The 18,717-nt window shown below is 69.5% G+C and carries 13 protein-coding genes and 1 pseudogene; 9 read left to right on the top strand and 5 right to left on the bottom strand.

The features are described 5' to 3' along the window. Positions 1-5: 5 nt before the first annotated feature. The 5 genes from JOD31_RS15470 (at position 6) to JOD31_RS15450 (ending at position 7,367) form a co-directional block, all read left to right on the top strand. Positions 6-995 carry a complex I NDUFA9 subunit family protein gene (locus JOD31_RS15470; RefSeq protein ID WP_204951315.1) on the top strand — a complete coding sequence of 330 codons (990 nt, stop codon included), beginning with the start codon at positions 6-8 and terminating at the stop codon, positions 993-995. A 72-nt stretch (positions 996-1,067) separates the two neighbouring features. After that, positions 1,068-2,126: a ligase-associated DNA damage response exonuclease gene (locus JOD31_RS15465; protein ID WP_204951314.1), complete on the top strand. Its 1,059-nt coding sequence runs from the start codon at positions 1,068-1,070 to the stop codon at positions 2,124-2,126. 150 nt (positions 2,127-2,276) lie between these two features. Then, on the top strand, positions 2,277-3,926 hold the full coding sequence (locus JOD31_RS15460) for a cisplatin damage response ATP-dependent DNA ligase (RefSeq protein WP_204951313.1): 1,650 nt from the start codon (positions 2,277-2,279) through the stop codon (positions 3,924-3,926). Positions 3,927-4,089: 163 nt separating this feature from the next. Next, on the top strand, positions 4,090-5,784 hold the full coding sequence (locus tag JOD31_RS15455; RefSeq protein WP_204951312.1) for a molecular chaperone HscC: 1,695 nt from the start codon (positions 4,090-4,092) through the stop codon (positions 5,782-5,784). Next, positions 5,781-7,367: a hypothetical protein gene (locus JOD31_RS15450; RefSeq protein ID WP_204951311.1), complete on the top strand. Its 1,587-nt coding sequence runs from the start codon at positions 5,781-5,783 to the stop codon at positions 7,365-7,367. Before JOD31_RS15455 ends, JOD31_RS15450 begins: the two co-directional genes overlap by 4 nt. 9 nt (positions 7,368-7,376) lie before the next feature. Here the strand turns inward: JOD31_RS15450 and JOD31_RS15445 are convergent, their stop codons facing one another. Then, entirely contained in the window at positions 7,377-8,450 is a 1,074-nt protein-coding gene (locus tag JOD31_RS15445; RefSeq protein WP_204951310.1) for a fatty acid desaturase family protein, read from the bottom strand. A gap of 188 nt (positions 8,451-8,638) precedes the next feature. Between JOD31_RS15445 and JOD31_RS15440 the strand changes: the two genes are divergently transcribed. Continuing rightward, the gene (locus JOD31_RS15440; protein WP_204951309.1) at positions 8,639-9,073 is read left to right on the top strand and encodes a DUF4279 domain-containing protein; all 435 of its coding nucleotides are present in this window, start codon (positions 8,639-8,641) and stop codon (positions 9,071-9,073) included. Between the two features lie 78 nt (positions 9,074-9,151). Here JOD31_RS15440 and JOD31_RS15435 read toward each other — a convergent pair whose 3' ends face one another. Next, the gene (locus JOD31_RS15435; RefSeq protein ID WP_204951308.1) at positions 9,152-11,953 is read right to left on the bottom strand and encodes a [protein-PII] uridylyltransferase; all 2,802 of its coding nucleotides are present in this window, start codon (positions 11,951-11,953) and stop codon (positions 9,152-9,154) included. A gap of 169 nt (positions 11,954-12,122) precedes the next feature. Further along, the gene (locus JOD31_RS15430; RefSeq protein WP_204951307.1) at positions 12,123-13,148 is read right to left on the bottom strand and encodes a Tim44 domain-containing protein; all 1,026 of its coding nucleotides are present in this window, start codon (positions 13,146-13,148) and stop codon (positions 12,123-12,125) included. A gap of 262 nt (positions 13,149-13,410) precedes the next feature. Between JOD31_RS15430 and JOD31_RS15425 the strand changes: the two genes are divergently transcribed. From JOD31_RS15425 to trxA, 3 genes are all read left to right on the top strand, one after another. Next, the gene (locus JOD31_RS15425; RefSeq protein ID WP_204951306.1) at positions 13,411-14,214 is read left to right on the top strand and encodes an outer membrane protein; all 804 of its coding nucleotides are present in this window, start codon (positions 13,411-13,413) and stop codon (positions 14,212-14,214) included. A 207-nt stretch (positions 14,215-14,421) separates the two neighbouring features. After that, positions 14,422-15,828 (top strand): adenosylhomocysteinase, encoded by a 1,407-nt coding sequence (gene ahcY / locus JOD31_RS15420; protein ID WP_204951305.1) that lies wholly within the window; start codon positions 14,422-14,424, stop codon positions 15,826-15,828. Between the two features lie 186 nt (positions 15,829-16,014). After that, positions 16,015-16,335 (top strand): thioredoxin, encoded by a 321-nt coding sequence (gene trxA / locus JOD31_RS15415; RefSeq protein WP_020186722.1) that lies wholly within the window; start codon positions 16,015-16,017, stop codon positions 16,333-16,335. Positions 16,336-16,443: 108 nt separating this feature from the next. On the opposite strand, the gene JOD31_RS15410 is transcribed toward trxA, so the two are convergent. Together JOD31_RS15410 and accD are read right to left on the bottom strand one after the other, a co-directional pair. Then, positions 16,444-17,763: a bifunctional folylpolyglutamate synthase/dihydrofolate synthase gene (locus JOD31_RS15410; protein ID WP_204951431.1), complete on the bottom strand. Its 1,320-nt coding sequence runs from the start codon at positions 17,761-17,763 to the stop codon at positions 16,444-16,446. Next, a pseudogene (gene accD, locus JOD31_RS15405) lies at positions 17,762-18,710 on the bottom strand (acetyl-CoA carboxylase, carboxyltransferase subunit beta); the annotation flags it as partial. The gene JOD31_RS15410 and the pseudogene accD, both read right to left, overlap by 2 nt. Between the last annotated feature and the right edge of the window lie 7 nt (positions 18,711-18,717).

Raw genomic sequence — 18,717 nt, 5'->3', positions numbered from 1 at the left:
CCGCGATGGCCCTCGCCTCTCCCTCCCGTCCGATCGGCGACAGGCTCGTCACGGTCTTCGGCGGTTCGGGCTTCGTTGGCCGCCACGTGGTGCGGGCGCTCGCGAAGGACGGCTGGCGCGTGCGCGTCGCGGTCCGCCGGCCCGACCTCGCCGGCCACCTGCAGCCGCTCGGCGGCGTCGGCCAGATCGTCGCGGTGCAGGCGAACCTGCGCTTCCCGGAATCGGTCGCCCAGGCGGTGCGCGGCGCGGACGCGGTGGTGAACCTCGTCGGCATCCTGGCGGAAAGCGGCAAGCAGCGCTTCGAGGCCGTCCAGGCCAAGGGTCCGCAGGTCGTGGCGGAGGCGGCGAAGGCCGCCGGCGTCGCGCGCGTCGTCCAGATGTCGGCGATCGGCGCCGACCGCGCCAGCAAGGCGCAGTACGGCCAGACCAAGGCCGCCGGCGAGCAGGCCGTGCTCGACACCTTTCCGGACGCCGCCATCCTGCGGCCGTCGATCGTGTTCGGCCCCGAGGACGATTTCTTCAACCGCTTTGCGGCCATGGCGCGGTTTTCGCCCGCGCTGCCGCTGATCGGCGGCGGGACGACCCGGTTCCAGCCGGTGTTCGTGGGCGACGTCGCCCAGACGGTGGCGAAGGCACTCCGCGGCGAGCTTGCGGCCGGCGCCGCCTATGAGCTCGGCGGCCCCGAAGTCCTCACCTTCAGGCAGATCCTCGAGTACGTGCTGCAGGTCACCGACCGGTCGCGCCTGCTGCTGCCGCTGCCCTTCGGTCTCGCCAAGGCGCAGGCCAAGATCCTGCAGCTGCTGCCGAACGCGCCGCTCACCGTCGACCAGGTGACGATGCTCGAGACCGACAATGTGGTCTCCGACGAGGCCCGCGCCGCGGGCCGCACGCTCGAAGGGCTTGGGATCACCCCGGCCCCGATCGAGGCTGTCGTCCTGAGCTACCTCTGGCGCTTCCGCAAGACCGGCCAGTTCGGCAAGGCGCGGGAAGCGTAAGAGGCGGCGGAAGCGGGTCTTCGGTCCGGCGCGCCTGTTCCTCCGTCGCCGGAGGCTTATCTCCCGGCTGAGATGCGCCCCGAAGACCTGCTCGTTCCCACGCCTCAAGGCCTCTACTGCCCTCCGGCCGATTGCCACATCGACCCGATGCGGCCGGTCGCCCGCGCGCTCGTCACCCACGGCCACGCCGACCACGCCCGGCCCGGCAACGACGCGGTGATGGCGACGCCGGAGACGCTCGCGATCATGGCCGCGCGCTACGGCGAGGCCTTCTGCGCCACGCGCCAGCCGGCTCCTTACGGCGTGAAGACGACGATCAACGACGTCACCGTGAGCTTCCATCCCGCGGGACATGTGCTCGGGGCGGCGCAGATCCTGTTCGAGTGGAAGGGGTTCCGGGCGGTCGTCTCCGGCGACTACAAGCGCCAGGGCGATCCCACTGCAGCCCCGTTCGAGGTGGTCCCCTGCGACCTGTTCGTGACCGAGGCGACCTTCGGCCTGCCGGTGTTCCGCCACCCCGACGCCGCTGACGAGGTGGCGAAATTGATCAACAGCGTCGCGCTGTTTCCGGAGCGGGCGCACCTTGTCGGGGCCTATTCGCTGGGGAAGGCCCAGCGGCTGATGAAGCTGCTGCGGCTGCGCGGCTGGGACCGGCCGATCCACCTGCACGGCGCCATGGTGCGGGTGACGGAGACCTACCGCGATCTCGGGATCGACCTTGGCGAGACCGTCCAGGTCAAGGCCGCCGACCGCAAGGAGCTCGCGGGCGCGATCGTGCTCTGCCCGCCCTCGGCGCTGCGGGAACTGTGGGCGCGCAAGTTCCCGGACCCTGTGACGGTCGCCGCCTCCGGCTGGATGCGGGTCCGCGCGCGGGCCCGCCAGAAGGGCGTCGAGCTGCCGCTGGTCGTCTCCGACCACGCCGACTGGGACGACCTGCGCCAGACCATTCTCGACACGGGCGCCGAAGAGATCTGGGTCACCCATGGCGAGGAGGACGCCCTCGTGCACTGGTGCGGGACGTCGGGCCTGAAAGCCCGCCCGCTCCGGCTGGTGGGCTACGGCGACGAGGGCGAGACGGACGAGCCGGCGGGGGAGGGGGAGGGCAATGACCGTGCTCAAGCTCGAGCATAAAGCACGCCGTCATGCCCCGGCTTGTCCGGGGCATCCAGCCCGAAGCGGATCGCGCCGGCGCATCGCTTGGGCGCCGCCGCGCGCGTCCCGGATCCGGATGCCCCGGACAAGCCGGGGCATGACGCGTCTCTCTCTGCGAGGCGCGAAGGCATGAACCGCTTCGCCTTCCTGCTCGATCGCCTGTCGTACGAGCCGCGCCGCAACGCCAAGGTGCGGCTGATGGCGGACTATTTTCGCGAGACGCCGGACCCCGAGCGCGGTTGGGCGCTGGCGGCCCTGACCGGAGCGCTGGCGTTCCGCCACGCCAAGGCCGGGCTGATCCGCGGCCTGATCACGGACCGCGCCGACCCCACGCTGTTCGCCATGTCCTACGACTATGTCGGCGACCTCGCGGAGACCGTCGCGCTGATGTGGCCGGGCGAAACGCGGGCGAACCGCGCGCCGCCGCTGTCCGAGATCGTCGAGGGCCTGACCTCGACCGCCAAGATCGACCTGCCGAAGCGCCTGGCCCAGTGGCTCGACGCGCTGGACGAGACCGGGCGCTGGGCGCTGCTGAAGCTCATCACCGGCAGCCTGCGCATCGGCGCCTCCGCCCGGCTCGCCAAGACGGCGGTGGCGGCGCTCGGAGAGGACATCAAGCCCGACGACGTGGAGCTGGTGTGGCCCGGGCTGGAGCCGCCCTACGACGCCCTGTTCGCCTGGGTCGAGGGCCGCGCCGAGCGGCCGAACGCGGAGGACCCTGCGCCCTTCCGCCCGCCGATGCTCGCCCACCCGCTGGAGGACGCCAACTTCCGCGCCTTCGATCCTAGCGAGTTCGCGGCGGAGTGGAAATGGGACGGCATCCGCGTGCAGGCCTCGGCCGGCCGCGACGCGGAGGGGCGCCACGTGGCGCGGCTGTGGAGCCGCTCCGGCGAGGACGTCTCGGGCGCCTTCCCCGACCTGCTCGACAAGCTGACCTTCGACGGCGCGATCGACGGCGAGCTGCTGATCCTGCGGGAGGGTCGCGTCCAGACGTTCAACGTGCTGCAGCAGCGCCTCAACCGCAAAGCCGTGACGCCGAAGCTCACCGCCGAGTTCCCGGCCCACATCCGCGCCTACGACCTGCTGTTCGACGGCGACGAGGACCTGCGCGAGCTGCCCTTCACCGAGCGCCGCGCACGGTTGGAGGCCTTTGTCGCGCGCGAGGCCAATCCCCGGGTCGACCTGTCGCCGCTGGTCGCCTTCGACGACTGGGACGGCCTCGCCGCCGCCAGGCTCGACCCCGCGTCGGCCGGCGCCGGCGCGGACGCGGCAGCCGTCGAGGGGCTGATGGTGAAGCGCCGCGACAGCCCCTATGTCGTCGGCCGGCCGAAGGGGCTGTGGTTCAAGTGGAAGCACGACCCGATGACGGTCGACGCCGTGCTGATGTATGCCCAGCGCGGCCATGGCCGGCGCTCGTCGTTCTACTCCGACTTCACCTTCGGCGTCTGGACCGAGGACGCCGAGGGCCCGCGCCTCACGCCCGTGGGCAAGGCCTACTTCGGCTTCACCGACGAGGAGCTGGTCGAGCTCGACCGCTTCGTGCGCAAGAACACCACCAACCGCTTCGGGCCCGTGCGCGAGGTGACGCACACCGAGGCGATCGGGCTGGTGCTGGAGATCGCCTTCGAGGGCATCGCGAAGTCCGCGCGCCACAAGTCGGGCGTCGCGATGCGTTTCCCGCGCGTGGCCCGCATCCGCTGGGACAAGCCGCCCCATGAGGCCGACCGGCTCGAGAGCCTGGAACGGCTGATCGAGGAGCGGGAGGCGGCCGGCGCCTGAGCGTCAGCCGGGCACTGTGCGCGGCTGACGCGATCGCCGACGCTAGAGCGGCTTTGAGGGGAGGGGGACGCGTGTCCCGAGCCGGGACGAGCGGTCCTTTTCGAAGGATGCGGGGCCGGCTAAAAGCAGCTTGCGTCGGCGGTCGGCGCCGTCGGGAGCCATCATGATCGTCGGCATCGATCTCGGAACCACGCATTCGCTGATCGGCGCCTATCTCGACGATGGTCCCCAGCTGTTCCCGAACGCGTCGGGCGGATTGCTCACCCCGTCCGCGGTCAGCGTCGACGAAGACGGCGGCGTGCTGGTCGGCGAGGGCGCGCGGGATCGGCTGCTGACCCAGCCTGACCGGAGTGTCGCGCACTTCAAGCGATGGATGGGCGCAGCCCGCGAGACCGCGTTGGGGAACCGCCGCTTTCGGCCCGAAGAGCTGTCGTCTCTCGTTCTGCGAAGCCTCGTCGCCGATGCGGAGGCCGCCACCGGCGTGCGGCCGACCGAAGCGGTGATTTCGGTGCCGGCCTATTTCTCCGACGCCCAGCGCACGGCGACGCGCACGGCTGGGGAGATGGCCGGCCTCCGGGTGGACCGCCTGATCAACGAGCCGACGGCGGCGGCGCTCGCCTATGGGCTGCATGAGCGCCGCGGCGAAGGCCGTTTCCTGGTGTTCGACCTCGGCGGCGGCACGCTCGACGTGTCGATCGTGGAGATGTTCGACGACGTGGTGGAGGTGCATGCGACCGCTGGCGACAACTTCCTCGGCGGCGAAGATTTCCTCGACGTGCTGGTGGCGGCGGCGCTGGATGATCTCAAGATTGCGCCGGAGGCCGTCGAGCGCGCGGAGATGGCGAGTCTCCGCCGGCGGATCGAACGGCTCAAGACCAGCCTGAGCCAGGCCGCGGGAGCCGCGAGCGTCGAACTGGTGGCGGTGGGGCGCGCCCACGCCTGGTCGATCGACGAAGCGCGGTTCGCTCTGTTGGCCGAACCGTTGATGCAGCGGCTCCGGATCCCGCTCGAGCGGACGCTGCGGGACGCCAACCTCGGGCCTTCGGACCTCGACGAGGTGATCTTGGTCGGCGGCGCGACCCGGATGCCGATGGTCGTGCGCGCGGTGTCCCGTCTCCTCGGGAGACTGCCTCTGCGCCATGTCGACCCCGACCACGCCATCGCCCGCGGCGCTGTCGTCGCGAGCGGACTGAAGGCCCGAAGCGGGACGCTCAAGGAGGTCATTCTTACGGACGTCTGCCCCTACACACTGGGGACGGACGTCGTGCGCCAGGACGGGAGCGGCGGCTACCATCCGGGATTCCTGCTGCCGATCATCACGCGGGGCAGCACCGTGCCGGTGAGCCGGGAGCAGGAGGTCTCGCCCGTCGAAGAGCGGCAGACCAAGGTTGAGTTCAACGTGTTCCAGGGCGAGAACCCGATCGCCGAAAAGAACGTGAAGCTCGGCTCGCTGCTGGTCCCGATCCCTGCCGCCGGGCCGAACGTCGACCGCGGCGTGCTGCTGCGCTTCACCTACGACGTCAACGGCATCCTGCAGGTCGAAGCCAAGGTGAAGGCGACCGGCGCGACGCATGAGCTGATCCTGCGCCAAAGCGCCGGAGCCTTGAGCGAGCGGGAGCTGCGCGATCGGCTGGCGGCCCTGGCCGAATTGAAGGTGCATCCCCGCGAGAAGCAGGAAAACCTGGCGCTGATGGCGCGCGCCGAGCGGCTCTACGAGGAGCAACTCGTCGACCGCGACCGGCTGCAGGCCATGATGCTGGCGTTTCGCGGAGCCCTCGAGAGCCAGGACGAGCGGCGCATCCGGCACGAGCGCTCCGCCTTCGCGGACGCCCTCGCGGACATCGAGCGCGTCCGTTGAACCCGTTGGTCGCGCTGGGGCTTCCGCTCGACGCCGACGAGCGCGCGGTGAAGCGCGCCTACGCCCAGCGTCTCAAATCCACCCGGCCGGACGACGACCCGCGCGCCTTCCAGGACCTGCGCGAGCTCTACGAGGCGGCGCTCGCCTGCGTGCGCTCGCGCCATGTCATCGAAAGCGCGAACCCCGGAGAGCAAGCTTCGGCGCGCGCCGAGGGCGGCGGCGCGGCTCCGGCGGCCGAGGGCGAGGCCGGGCCGGGCGAGGGCGCGCGCGACGACGAACCCGAAAGCTTTTCGCTCGACCTCAACGCCTTCCTCCTGGCGTTGGGCGAGCGCATTCGTTCCGGCGACGCGCAGGCGCTGCCGGCCTGGCTGGCGCGGGAGACGGCCGATTGGCCTTGGGCTGTGCGGTCGGCGGTCGCCTGGCACGTGCTGCGTTACGTGCACGACGAGACGCCGGAGATCGGTCCAAAGCCGTTGGAGGCGGTCATCGCGGCTTTCGGAGCGGACGACGTGCTGTCCGGCTGCGACCCGCTCGCGGTCGAGATGCTGCGACGCCGCGCCGTCGAGCTGGGCGACCTCTCGCGACGCCGCGCGACGGTCTCGGCGCTGCTCGAGCCGGGGAACCGGAAGGATCTCGCCGATCATATGCGCGGCTTGGGCGGGAGCAGGAGCGTCACGCGCTTCGCGGCCCATGTCCTCACCGCCCCCCGAGCCCGAACCTGGGCGAGGTTCGCCAGCCGAGCGCCGTTTGTGACGGGCCGCGTCATGGGTTTCGTGAGGCGCCTGGACGAGGGGCGTGTGCAGGCGCTGTCGCCTGCGATCGCGCCTGACGTCGTGGAGGCGTGGTTCGAAGCCGAAGCGCGCAACGCCCGCAGTTTTCTTTCGTCCGGCTTTGTCTTTCTTGGGCTGCTCGCCCTGGTCTATCTCTTCGCGCACAGCTGGGCTGACGGCCCCGTTCAGAACGCCCGCGAGGTCGCCGTGGTCCGCGTCGTCGAGGAGGCGAATCGGCGGCTGGCGGCCGGGTCGCTTATTTCCCTCATTTTTAAAGACGATCGCGCGGCTGGCGATCTCGACGCCGCCATCCGGGGCTACGATCGGGTGATCCGGGATCCCGAACTGATCGTCACCCCGGCGATCGAGCATGCCGTCGCGCTCGCCTACTACAACAAGGCGCTTGCGCTCGACCTCGCTCAACGTAAAGAGGCCGCGGCGAGCGCCTATGGCGACCTCGTTCGGGCGGCCGGCACGTTTCAGAACATGATCGCGAAGCAACTCGTCGTCAGAGGGTTGGTCGATCGCGGAAGGCTCGCCTTCGCCGCCGGGGCGTTCGATGAGTCCTACTCCAGCTACGCGCAGGCCATCGAGAGGTTCGACAGAGAAGCGGACGTCGGTCTCGCGCCAGAGATCGCAAGCGCTTTGCTTGGACAGGCCAACGTCCTCGCGCGAAAAGGTCAGATAGCGGAGGCTGGAGGTCGCTGCGACGAAACGATCCGTCGCTTCGGGCACATGACGCAGCCATCGGTGCAGGAGACCGTGGCGGCCGCCCGGAAGCTCAAGCAGTCGTTGGGCGGCGACCCGGTCTGATCGCCACGCCTATTCCCCAGGGACAGCCTCAGCCACGCCGGATTTCCGGCCCCTGATCTCGCCCAGCAGCCGCCCCGTCACGTGCCAGAAGCCGCGGTGGCTGCCCTTGTGGTAGGGGCTCTCGGGCGGCAGCGTCGCGCAGAGGCGGGCGTGGGCGGCGCCCAGCGCGTGGTAGGGCAGGCGCGGCAGCAGGTGGTGCAGGCCGTGGTAGCGCAGGCCGACCGGCGCCCAGAGCATCGGAAGCGTGGCAGGCGGCGGCACGTTGACGCTGTCGAGGAACTGCTCGGTCGCGGTCATCTCGGCGCCGTGGTCGTTCTCCCAGTGGTGGGCGACGAGCGTCCGGAACTGGTTGACGACGCCAACTGCGGCGCCCAGCGCGAGCGCGGTCAGGAACACGGTCAGCGAGATCACGCCGGCTGCGGTCAAGGCGAGCACCGCGATCGCCCAGACCGAGCACAGCGTCTCCAGCAGGCGGAAGCGGCGGGCCTGGTCGCCGGTCGGGATGTCTCGGCGGAACTCCGGGTTGATCGCGAGCGCCGAGCAGCGCTCGATAACGAAGGCGCGGATCTTCGGGTGGAGAGCCGACAGCGGCGCCAGCAGCGCGAACCGCAGGAACAGGCCGACCGGCGCAAGCGCGGAGACGAGCAGGAACAGCAGCACCTGCACGACCGGGCCGCTCGCCAGCGGCAGATACTCGGGGTCGAGCTTGGTGCCGTAGCGCGACTTGGCGTGGTGCTGGTTGTGCACGCCCTCGTACATCAGCGACGGCGTGAGGAATGGCACGCCGATCAAGGCGTCGTACCCGTTTCGGAAGCCCGGCACGTCCTGCGGGCGCAGGTGGCTGACCTCGTGGATGAAGCTGACGCCGCGGTAGAAGGCGAGCGCCGCGACCACGAAGAACAGGCTTCGGAGCCCCAGCCCCGGCGCGAGCGCCGCGCCGGCGAAGGCGGCGTAGCCGGTGAACGCGGTGAGGACGAGGTCGGTCCAGTAGATCCAGGGCCGCGCGGGCGTGAGGTCGGCGCAGAGCTTGTGGGCCTGCGCGACGAGGTTCGGCTCGGGGGCTGCGGTTCCGGATGCGGACATCGGGGCATGCGCTTTCGGGTCGGGAGCGACGCGGACGCTTATACCACCGGGGGCCTGTTTGGACACCTGCGCCCAAGGAAAGGCTCGCGTGCGTCGGGAGGGCGGACCGCGCATTGAAGCCATAACCTAGTTTGTCTGGGGACGCTGTTGATGTTAGAAAGCGTCAGTAAACAAAGATGAGGTTGCTGATGGCGGACATGGCGGAAACAATTGCCTGTCTCAGGATATTCGGCGACGATCTTGATCCGGATGAAATGACAAAATTGCTAGGCTGTTCGCCGACGGCGAGCGCCCGTAAAGGCGATGTCCGAGCCAAAAAATTTAAGGAGAGAACCGGACGATGGCAGCTTCAAGCTGACGTTCGCGTTCCCGGGGACCTCAACGGCCAACTCAAGGAGATTTTCGCCAAGTTGGTCTGTGATATCGACGTTTGGAAGAGGGTCACAACGCATTACGAATGCGATGTGTTTTGCGGTCTGTTCATGAGTGAGGTCAACGAAGGAATCGAACTCGACCCTTCGATTTTGTTGATGCTCGGAAGCCGAGGGATTCAGTTAGGACTCGATATTTATGGTCCGATAGCGAAGCTTTCGGATCACTCAGAAGAGGTCTTCGGCGCCTGAGCGGTGACCCCCACGGCCCTGCACCCTTCTGGTTTGACATGGCGAGAAAGTCGATAGGCGTGGGCCGCAGCGCCGCTCCTACTTCGCCGCTTTCGCCTCGTCCCGGTCGTCGGTCTCCAGCACGGCGCGCAGGCGGCGGCGGATGGCGGCCTGGCGGACCGTCGCGGTGATCTTCGCGCCGGTCAGGTCGGTCACGTAGAACACGTCGACGGCGCGTTCGCCGAAGGTCGCGACATGGGCGGAGGCGATGTTCAGGTTGAGCTTGGAGATCGCCGTGGTGAGTTCGTAGAGCAGGCCCGGCCGGTCGAGCCCGACGAGCTCCAGCACCGTGTGCCGGTCGGACCAGGCGTTGGTGACGGTGACCTCGGGCTCTACTTCGAACGGCCGGGTGCGGCCCTTGGCGGCCGCGCCCTTCGTGCGCTTCTCGACGATGTCGAACAGCCAGATGTCGCCGACCAGCGCCTGCTCCACGCTTTCCGCGATCCGGCGGGCGCGGCGCATCTCGTCGTGGTCGTCCGGGAAGGCGCGGCCGATGAAGATCGAGTCCAGCGCGAAGCCGTCGGTGGTGGTGTGGATGTGCGCGTCCATGATGTTCGCGCCGCCGGCCGCGCAGGCGCCGGCGATGATCGCCAGTAGCTTCGGGTGGTCGGGCGCGAACACCGTCAGTTCGGTCACGCCGCGGAAGGCGTCGGTCTTGACGTCGGTCGCGAGCTTGCAGCCGTCGGCGCAGGAGGCGCGCAGGAAGCGGGCGTGCGCCTCGGCCCGCGCGGGCTCCACCCGCAGCCAATAGGCGGGGTAGTGCCGCTGCGCGTAGCCCGCGAAGGTCTTGTCGCTCCAGTCCGGCAGCGCGGCGCGCAGCTCGGTCTTCGCCTGCTCCACCAGGCTGTTCCGGTCGCCGATGTCGCGGCCGCCGGTCAGGAGGTTCTCGGTCTCCCAGTAGAGCGTGCGGAGCAGCTGGCCCTTCCAGCCGTTCCAGACGCCGGGCCCGACCGCCTTGATGTCCGCGATCGTGAGGATCAGCAGCATCTTCAGCCGCTCGGGGCTCTGCACCAGCTTGGCGAAATCCTGGATCGTGCGCCGGTCGGAGAGATCGCGGGATTGGGCGACGATCGACATGGTCAGGTGCTGCTCGATCAGCCAGGCGACCGTGTCGGTCTGCGCGGCCGAGAGGCCGAACCGCGGGCAGAGCCGCCGGGCGATGCGGCCGCCCATGACCGAGTGGTCCTCGGGACGGCCCTTGGCGATGTCGTGCAGGAACAGCGCGACGTAGAGCGCGGTGCGGTCGCGCACCGTCGGCATCATCTCATTGGCGAGCGGATGGCTGTCGGCCGCGTCGCCGCCGTCAATCTCGGCGAGCACGCCGATCGCCCGCAGCAGATGCTCGTCCACCGTGTAGTGGTGGTACATGTTGAACTGCATCATCGCGACGATCTTGCCGAAGTCGGGAATGAAGCGGCCGAGCACGCCGGTCTCGTTCATCCGCCGCAAGGTCACCACGGGCGAGCGCTTCGACGTGAGAATCTCGAGGAAGAGCGCGTTGGCCTCCGGGCTGTCGCGCAGGCGGCCGTCGATCAGCTTCAGCGACTTCGTCACCAGCCGCACCGCGACCGGGTGCAGGGCGAGGCCGTTCTGGTCGGCGGCGTGGAACAGGCGGATCAGGTTCACCGCATCGCGGGCGAAGACCTGATCGTCCTTCACGTTCAGCCGTTCGGCCTCGACGGTGAAGTCGCCAAGCTCCTTCGGCTTGCGGCGCGGCTTCAGCTTGGTGAGGAACCGGTCAAGTTTGGGTCGGGGCTTGGCCTCGCGCTCCTCCAGCGCGTGGCAGAGGATGGCGGTGAGGTCGCCGACGTCCTTCGCCACCAGGAAGTAGTGCTTCATGAAGCGCTCGACGTCCTGCAGGCCGGGATGCTCGGTGTAGCCGAGCGCGATCGCGATCTCGCGCTGCAGGTCGAAGGACAGACGCTCCTCGGGGCGGCCCGTGATGAAGTGCAGGTGGCAGCGCACCGCCCAGAGGAAGTCTTCGGACTTCTTGAACAGCTTCAGCTCGGCCGCGGAGAACAGGCCGGCGGCCACGAGGTCGTTCACGTCCCGGACGCGGTAGACGTACTTCGCGATCCAGAACAGCGTGTTGAGGTCGCGAAGGCCGCCCTTGCCCTCCTTGACGTTGGGCTCCACCAGATAGCGCGAGGCGCCGGCCTTGCCGAGCCGCTCGTCGCGCTCCTGCAGCTTGGCGGCGGCGAACTCCGCCGCGGTGTTGCTGATCACTTCGGCGTCGAAGCGGGTGATCAGCTCGTCGATGAGCTCGGCGTCGCCGGCGACGTGGCGCGCTTCCAGCACCGCGGTGCGGATGGTCATGTCGGCGCGGGCGAGGCGGATGCACTCGTCGATCGAGCGGGTGGCGTGGCCGACCTTCAGCCCCGCGTCCCACAGCACGTAGAGCATGGCCTCGACCACGCTCTCGCCCCAGGCGGTCTGCTTGTAGGGCAGCAGGAACAGCAGATCGACGTCGGAGCCCGGCGCCATGGTGCCGCGCCCGTAGCCGCCGACGGCGGCGATCCCCAGCCGTTCGCCGGAGGAGGGGTTCAGCCGGGGGTAGAGGTCGCTGACGATGTGGCCGAACAGCGCCTGCACGACCGAATCCATCAGGCCGGACAGGCGTTCCGCGCAGGCCGACCCCGCGCCGTCCTCGATCAGCCAGGAGCGGGCGACGGCGCGGCCTTCGGCCAGCGCCTGCTTCACGCGGCCGACGATGAGGCTGTGCCGGTCGCGGCTCGGGCCGGCCTCGCGGGCGATCCGGGAGAGGTCCGCCTCGAGGGCGGCGCGGTCGCAAAGGGCGCGGGCGTCGCGCGCGACGCGCAAGCGTTGGCGGACGGTGGACATCAGGACTCGAGGCTTTGGGAGGTCATGAGCCGCGGACCATAGGCGCGAAGACGTTAATGCGCCATGCGGCAAGGTTCGCGCCGCCGAGCGGATGCGATCGAGGCGCCGCTCCGGTTGCGGAGCGACGCCTCGAAGAACGCTAGCGGAAAGGCGGCTGATGCCGAGGCGGTTACTGCGCCTGCTGGATGCCCGAGAGCAGCCAGCGGCCGCCGCGGGCGCGCACGAAGGTCCAGACCTCCGTCGCCTCGATCGGCGTCGTCGGGTCGCCGTCGACCACCCGGCCGGTGGCGCGATCCTCCGTGACGTCGACCAACTCGTAGCGCATCGCGACGGTCGCGTACTCGCGGTCGCCCTCGCGCCAGGCTTCGGCGAGGTCGCCCTGGAGCAGCTTGATGGCGGAGGCCTTGTTCACGACGCCGCGGCTGGCGTCGTCGGCGAGGTCCTCGCCGAAGATCTCGACCATCTCGGGCGTCGCGAGGCCGCGCAGGCGGGAGAGGTCTTCGCGGGACCAGGCCTCCTGCACCTCGCCGAGCAGCCGCTCGAAGACGTCGAAATCGTCCTTCTGAAGCTCGACGGGGGCCGCGGCGGCTCCGCCGCCGAAGCCCGAACCGAAACCGGATCCAAGACCCGAGCCGAGACCGCCGCCAAGACCCGTGCGGGCCGCGGCGTTCGGAGCCTCGGGACGATAGCCGGCGCCCACGTCAGGACCGCCCGCGGTCGCGGCGCGGTAGGCCGGCGCGCTCTCGTTGCGGCGGCGGAACCACTTCAGAGCGAAATAGATCGCGCCGCCGATCAGGGCGACCTGCAGCAGCAGGCCGAGGATCGAGGCGAAGCCTCCGAGTCCGCCGAACAGGCCCGAGCCGGACAGGAGGCCGAACAGGCCGGCGCCGAGCAGGCCGCCCATGATCGCGCCACCGAGGCCGCCGCCGAACATGCCGCGACGCTGCTGGCCTGCGGCCGCGCCGGCGCCCGGCGTCTGCTGGCCCGGCTGCGTGATGGAGCGCTGCATCGGCGCCGCGCCCGGCGAGGTCGCCGTCGGAGGCGGCGCGGAGAAGGTCTTGCTGCCGCGGCTGCCGAAACTGCCGCTGCGACCGGCGCGCGCGTCCGCGTCGAGCGGCGCGAGCGTCACGCCGACGATCAGCGCGGCGAGGGCCGCGGCCAAGGTGCGGCGGAAAGCGGGGGTCGTGCGGGGCATGCGGCGCCTATTCCTATGTTGAACCGCCGGAAACATGGTGGGCCGCGGGGCAAATGTCATCGATCGCGGGCGTGATCCGCGATCACGCTTGCGCCAGTGGGCCGGTCGCCGACGCCCGAGGCGAGCCTCGGCCAGGTCGAAGTGAGGCGTCGGCGCCACTCATGCGCGAATTGCCGCCCGATCACACTCTCGTCAATTCATGCACTCGGCGATGCAACTCATTGTTGCGTCATTCGTGTCCCCGCATACCCCAAGGCATCCCATGACCTCGCTTCTGCGCACGGCCGTATCGGCCGCCGCCCTGCTCGCCGGCGTCTCCCTCGCGTCCGCCGCCGATCTCCCCGCCTACGAAGCGCCGGCCGCCATCGCGGTGTCGGGCTTCACCTGGACCGGCTTCTACGTCGGCGCGCACGCTGGCTACGTCTGGGGCGACCACGACATCAAGACCCGCGGCAAGGACGACATGACGCGGAGCAACGTCGATCGGCGGTTGCGCCCGCCGAGCATCGGCATCGACGGGGACGGCTGGATGGTCGGCGCGCAGGCTGGCTACAACTTCCAGCTCGACAACTCCCCCATCGTCTTCGGCGTCGAGGCTGACATCTCCTACACCGACATCGACGACACCCGTCGCTACGCCATCCCCTTCGATCGCGGCCCGGGCATCATTCGCTCCAGCTTCAAGCAGGAGCTCGAGTTCCTGGGCACCGTGCGCGGCCGCCTCGGCTACGCCTTCGACCGCGTTCTGGTCTACGGCACCGGCGGCCTCGCCTACGGCAAGGTCAAGACCTCGGCTCGCTTCCTTAACAACTCCACCGGCGGCGGCACGCTCGGCTTCTCCGACCGCGAGAGCGGCGTCGAGGTCGGCTACGCGGTCGGTGGCGGCGTCGAGTACGCCGTGACCGACAACATCACCGTGAAGGGCGAGTACCTCTACTACGACCTGGGCGACACCAAGCTGAACGTGAACCGCACCGCGCTCGCGCCGGTCGGCCAGTCGGGCTACCGCTCCAAGTTCGAGAACGACGGCCACATCGCTCGCCTGGGCGTGAACTACAAGTTCTGATCGACCCTACGGGCGTCGGGATGGAAGGGCGGCCTTCGGGCCGCCCTTTTGCGTTCGAGCGGCTCGCCAGGGAGGCTGTCGCAGCTTTGATATAAAGACTTCTTTATGTCTTTATTGATTGGCGGAGCCTGCCGTGCTAGGCAGCGGCCCAGATCGATCGTCGGGCTCGCCCGCGGTCACAGGACCCTCCGCGAAAGGACGAGCCCCATGAGCGCTCCCGACTACGTCATCAAGGACATCTCCCTCGCCGACTGGGGCCGCAAGGAGCTCGCGATCGCCGAGACGGAGATGCCCGGCCTGATGTCGGTGCGCCAGGAGTACGGCCCGTCGCAGCCGCTGAAGGGCGCGCGCATCGCCGGCTCGCTGCACATGACGATCCAGACCGCGATGCTGATCGAGACGCTGAAGGCGCTCGGCGCCGACGTCCGCTGGGCTTCGTGCAACATCTATTCGACCCAGGACCACGCCGCCGCCGCGATCGCCGCCAACGGCACGCCGGTGTTCGCGGTCAAGGGCGAGACCCTGACCGAGTACTGGGACTACACCCACCGCATCTTCGAGTGGGCGGACGGCGGCACGCCGAACATGATCCTCGACGACGGCGGCGACGCCACCCTTCTGCTCCACCTCGGCAAGCGCGCGGAAGCCGGCGACGTCGCCTTCCTCGAAGGCGCGACCAACGAGGAGGAAGAGGTCCTGTTCGCGGCCATCAAGTCGCGCCTCAAGACCCATCCGGGCTGGTACACGAAGAACGCCGACGCCATCCAGGGCGTGACCGAAGAGACCACCACGGGCGTGCATCGCCTGTACGAGCTCGCCAAGAAGGGCGAGCTGCTGTTCCCGGCGATCAACGTCAACGACAGCGTCACAAAGTCGAAGTTCGACAACCTCTACGGCTGCCGTGAGAGCCTCGTCGACGCGATCCGCCGCGGCACCGACGTGATGATGGCCGGCAAGGTCGCGATGGTCGCGGGCTTCGGCGACGTCGGCAAGGGCTCAGCCGCCTCGCTGCGCCAGGCCGGCTGCCGCGTGATGGTGTCCGAGGTCGACCCGATCTGCGCGCTGCAGGCGGCGATGGAGGGCTACGAGGTCACCACGATGGAGGACGCGACCACCCGCGCCGACATCTTCGTCACCGCGACCGGCAACGTCGACGTCATCACCGTCGACCACATGCGCGCGATGAAGGACCGGGCGATCGTCTGCAACATCGGCCACTTCGACAGCGAGATTCAGATCGGGCTGCTGAAGAACTTCAAGTGGGACAACGTCAAGCCGCAGGTCGACGAGGTCGAGTTCCCCGACGGCAAGCGCATCATCGTGCTGTCGGAAGGCCGCCTGGTGAACCTCGGCAACGCCACGGGCCACCCGTCCTTCGTGATGTCGGCCTCGTTCACGAACCAGACGCTCGCGCAGATCGAGCTCTGGGCGAACAACAAGGACGGCAAGTACGGCAAGCAGGTCTACGTGCTTCCCAAGACGCTCGACGAGAAGGTCGCGGCGCTCCACCTCGGCAAGATCGGCGTAAAGCTGTCGAAGCTCTCGGACAAGCAGGCGAGCTACATCGGCGTGCCGCAGGCCGGCCCGTTCAAGCCCGAGACCTACCGCTACTGAGCGGTCCGGCGCGCCCCTCTCCACACGAGACGGGGCGCGCCGCCCCCGCCCCTCGTCTGGCGCGGCGCAGGGCCGCGCTCGCTTGACGCTCCTGCGCGCGGTTCCTACCTTCGCGCCAACGCACGAGAGCGCTGGCGGGTCGCCCACGGCCCCCTTGTCCGCGCTCCAACGATAAGGATTTGCCCCATGGCGACCGCCAAGGTTTCCGACGCGACCTTCGAACAGGACGTGCTGAAGTCGTCCGAGCCCGTCGTCGTCGACTTCTGGGCCGAATGGTGCGGCCCCTGCCGCGCGATCGGCCCGGCGCTCGAAGAGATCTCCGAGGAGATGGCGGGCAAGGTGAAGATCGTGAAGCTCAACGTCGACGAGAACCCCGAGATCGCCACCCGCTTCGGCATCAGTGCCATTCCGATGCTGATGATGTTCAAGGGCGGCGAGCATGTCGCCACCCAGCGCGGCGCGGCTCCGAAGTCCAAGCTCGTGAGCTGGATCGAGACCTCGGTCTAGATCGCCCCCAATCCCGGAGTGTCCGGGGACGGCGTCTGAACGACAAAAGCCCCCGGCGCGAGCCGGGGGCTTTTTGGTTTCGGGACGCCGAGGTCGACGCGCGGGCGTCTACTGCGGCGGGGTGCCGTTGGCGGCCAGGGCGTCGCCCGCGAGATAGAGCGAGCCGGTGATCAGCACGCGCGGCGGAACCGAGCCGGCCGCGCGCGCCGCCTTGCCGAGGGCCTCGTCGATCGTGGCGCAGGCCTCGGCGGCGAGGCCCGCGCGTTCGGCCGCCGCCGCCACCTCCTCGACGGACCGCGCGGCGGTCGAGGACGAGATCGGCACGCAGTAGACGCGGCCGGCGAGGCCCGCGAAGGCCTCCAGAAAACCGTCCGAATCCTTGGTGTTCAGCATGCCGACGATCATCACGATCGGCTTCGGAGACCGCTCGTCGAGCTCGGCCAGCGTCGAGGCGACGGCGCGGCCGCCGTCCGGGTTGTGGCCGCCGTCGAGCCAGAGCTCGGAGCCTTCCGGCAGCAGGGTAGGCAGACGTCCGGTCGCGAGGCGCTGCATGCGCGCCGGCCAGTTCACCGCGCCAAGCCCGGCTTCGATGGCGTCGGCCCCGATCCTGAGCGCGGGCAGGGCGCGCAGCGTCGCGATGGCGGCGCCGGCGTTCTCGATCTGGTGGCGGCCGACGAGGCGCGGCAGCGGCAGGTCGAGGAGGCCGTCGCCGTCCTCGAACACCAGCCGGCCGCGCTCCTCGCGCGCCTGCCAATCCTGGCCCGAGATCGACAGCGGCGCCGCGACGCGCGCGGCCTCGCGTTCGATCGCGACGAGGGCGGCCTCCTCCTGCCGGGCGAGGATCGCCGGCGTCAGGCTCTTCAGCACGCCGGCCTTCTCATGGGCGATGGCGGCGATGTCGTCGCCGAGGAACTTCTGGTGGTCGAGGCTGACCGGCGTGATCACGCTCGCGAGCGCGGTCTCGATCACGTTGGTCGCGTCGTAGCGGCCGCCGAGGCCGACCTCGAGCAGCAGCACGTCCGCCGGGGAGCGCGCGAACAACAGCATCGCGGCGACGGTGGTGATCTCGAACAGCGTGATCTCGCGGCCGGCGTTGACGCGCTCGACCTCGTCGAAGGTCGCGACCAGCCGGTCCTCGTCCACATAACTTCCGCCGCCCGGCGCCCCGAGCCGGATGCGCTCGTGGAAGCGCACGAGATGGGGCGAGGTGTAGACGTGGACGGAGCGGCCGGAGGCTTCCAGCATCGCCCGCAGGAAGGCCGTGGTCGACCCCTTGCCGTTGGTGCCGGCGATCTGGATCGCCGGCGGCATCGCCCGTTCCGGATGGCCGAGGTCGGCCAGCAGACGCTGGGTCCGTCCGAGGGAGAGGTCGATCTCCTTCGGGTGCAGCGCGAGGAAACGCGCGAGGATGGCGTCGCTGATCTCCACCGAGGTCGGCTGCCGGGCGGGCGCGGGGCTCACGCCGGAACGGGTCCGGCGTGCGCCTCCTCCGGCTCCGGCGCGGCGAGAGCGCGACCGTCGTCCTTCGGCTGCTTGGTCAACAGGCGGCACAGCCGCGCGAGCGTCGCGCGCAGGTCCTTGCGGTGGACGACCATGTCCACCATGCCGTGGTCCTTGAGGTATTCCGAGCGCTGGAACCCGTCCGGCAGCTTCTCGCGGATGGTCTGCTCGATCACCCGCGGACCGGCGAAGCCGATCAGCGCGCCGGGCTCGGCGATGTGGACGTCGCCCAGCATCGCGTAGGAGGCGGTGACGCCGCCCGTGGTCGGGTTGGTCATGACGACGATATACGGCTTCTTCGCCTCGCGCAGGATCTGCACCGCGACGGTCGTGCGCGGCATCTGCATGAGCGAGAGGATGCCCTCCTGCATGCGCGCCCCGCCGGAGGCCGCGAACAGGATGCAGGGGGTGCCGCGCTCAGCGGCGGTCTCCAGCCCGCGCACGATCGCCTCGCCGGCGGCCATGCCGAGCGAGCCGCCCATGAATTCGAAGTCCTGCACCACGACGGTGACGGGCGAACCGTCGATGGTTCCGACCGCGACCTTCACCGCGTCGGTCATGCCGGTCTTGGTGCGGGCGTCCTTCAGGCGGTCGACGTACTTCTTCTCGTCCCGGAACTTGAGCGGATCGATCGTCACCTCAGGGAGCGCGATCTCCTCGTAGCCGGGGTCGAGCGTCGCCGCGAGGCGCTGCTTGGCGCCCATGCGCATGTGGTAGCCGGACCCGGGGATCACCCAGTCGTTGGCCTCCACGTCCTTGTGGAACACGAGCTGCCCGGTCTCCGGGCACTTGATCCACAGGTTCTCCGGCGTTGCGTCCTTGCGCGGCCAGAGGTTGTTGATCTTGGGACGTACGACGTTGACGAGCCAGTTCATCGGGGCC

Origin of the sequence: Methylopila capsulata, from assembly GCF_016907975.1 — a bacterium.
In the GTDB taxonomy this organism is placed as follows: domain Bacteria; phylum Pseudomonadota; class Alphaproteobacteria; order Rhizobiales; family Methylopilaceae; genus Methylopila; species Methylopila capsulata.
Note: the sequence above shows the minus strand (reverse complement) of the source record. Positions and strands in the feature narration are given on the sequence as shown.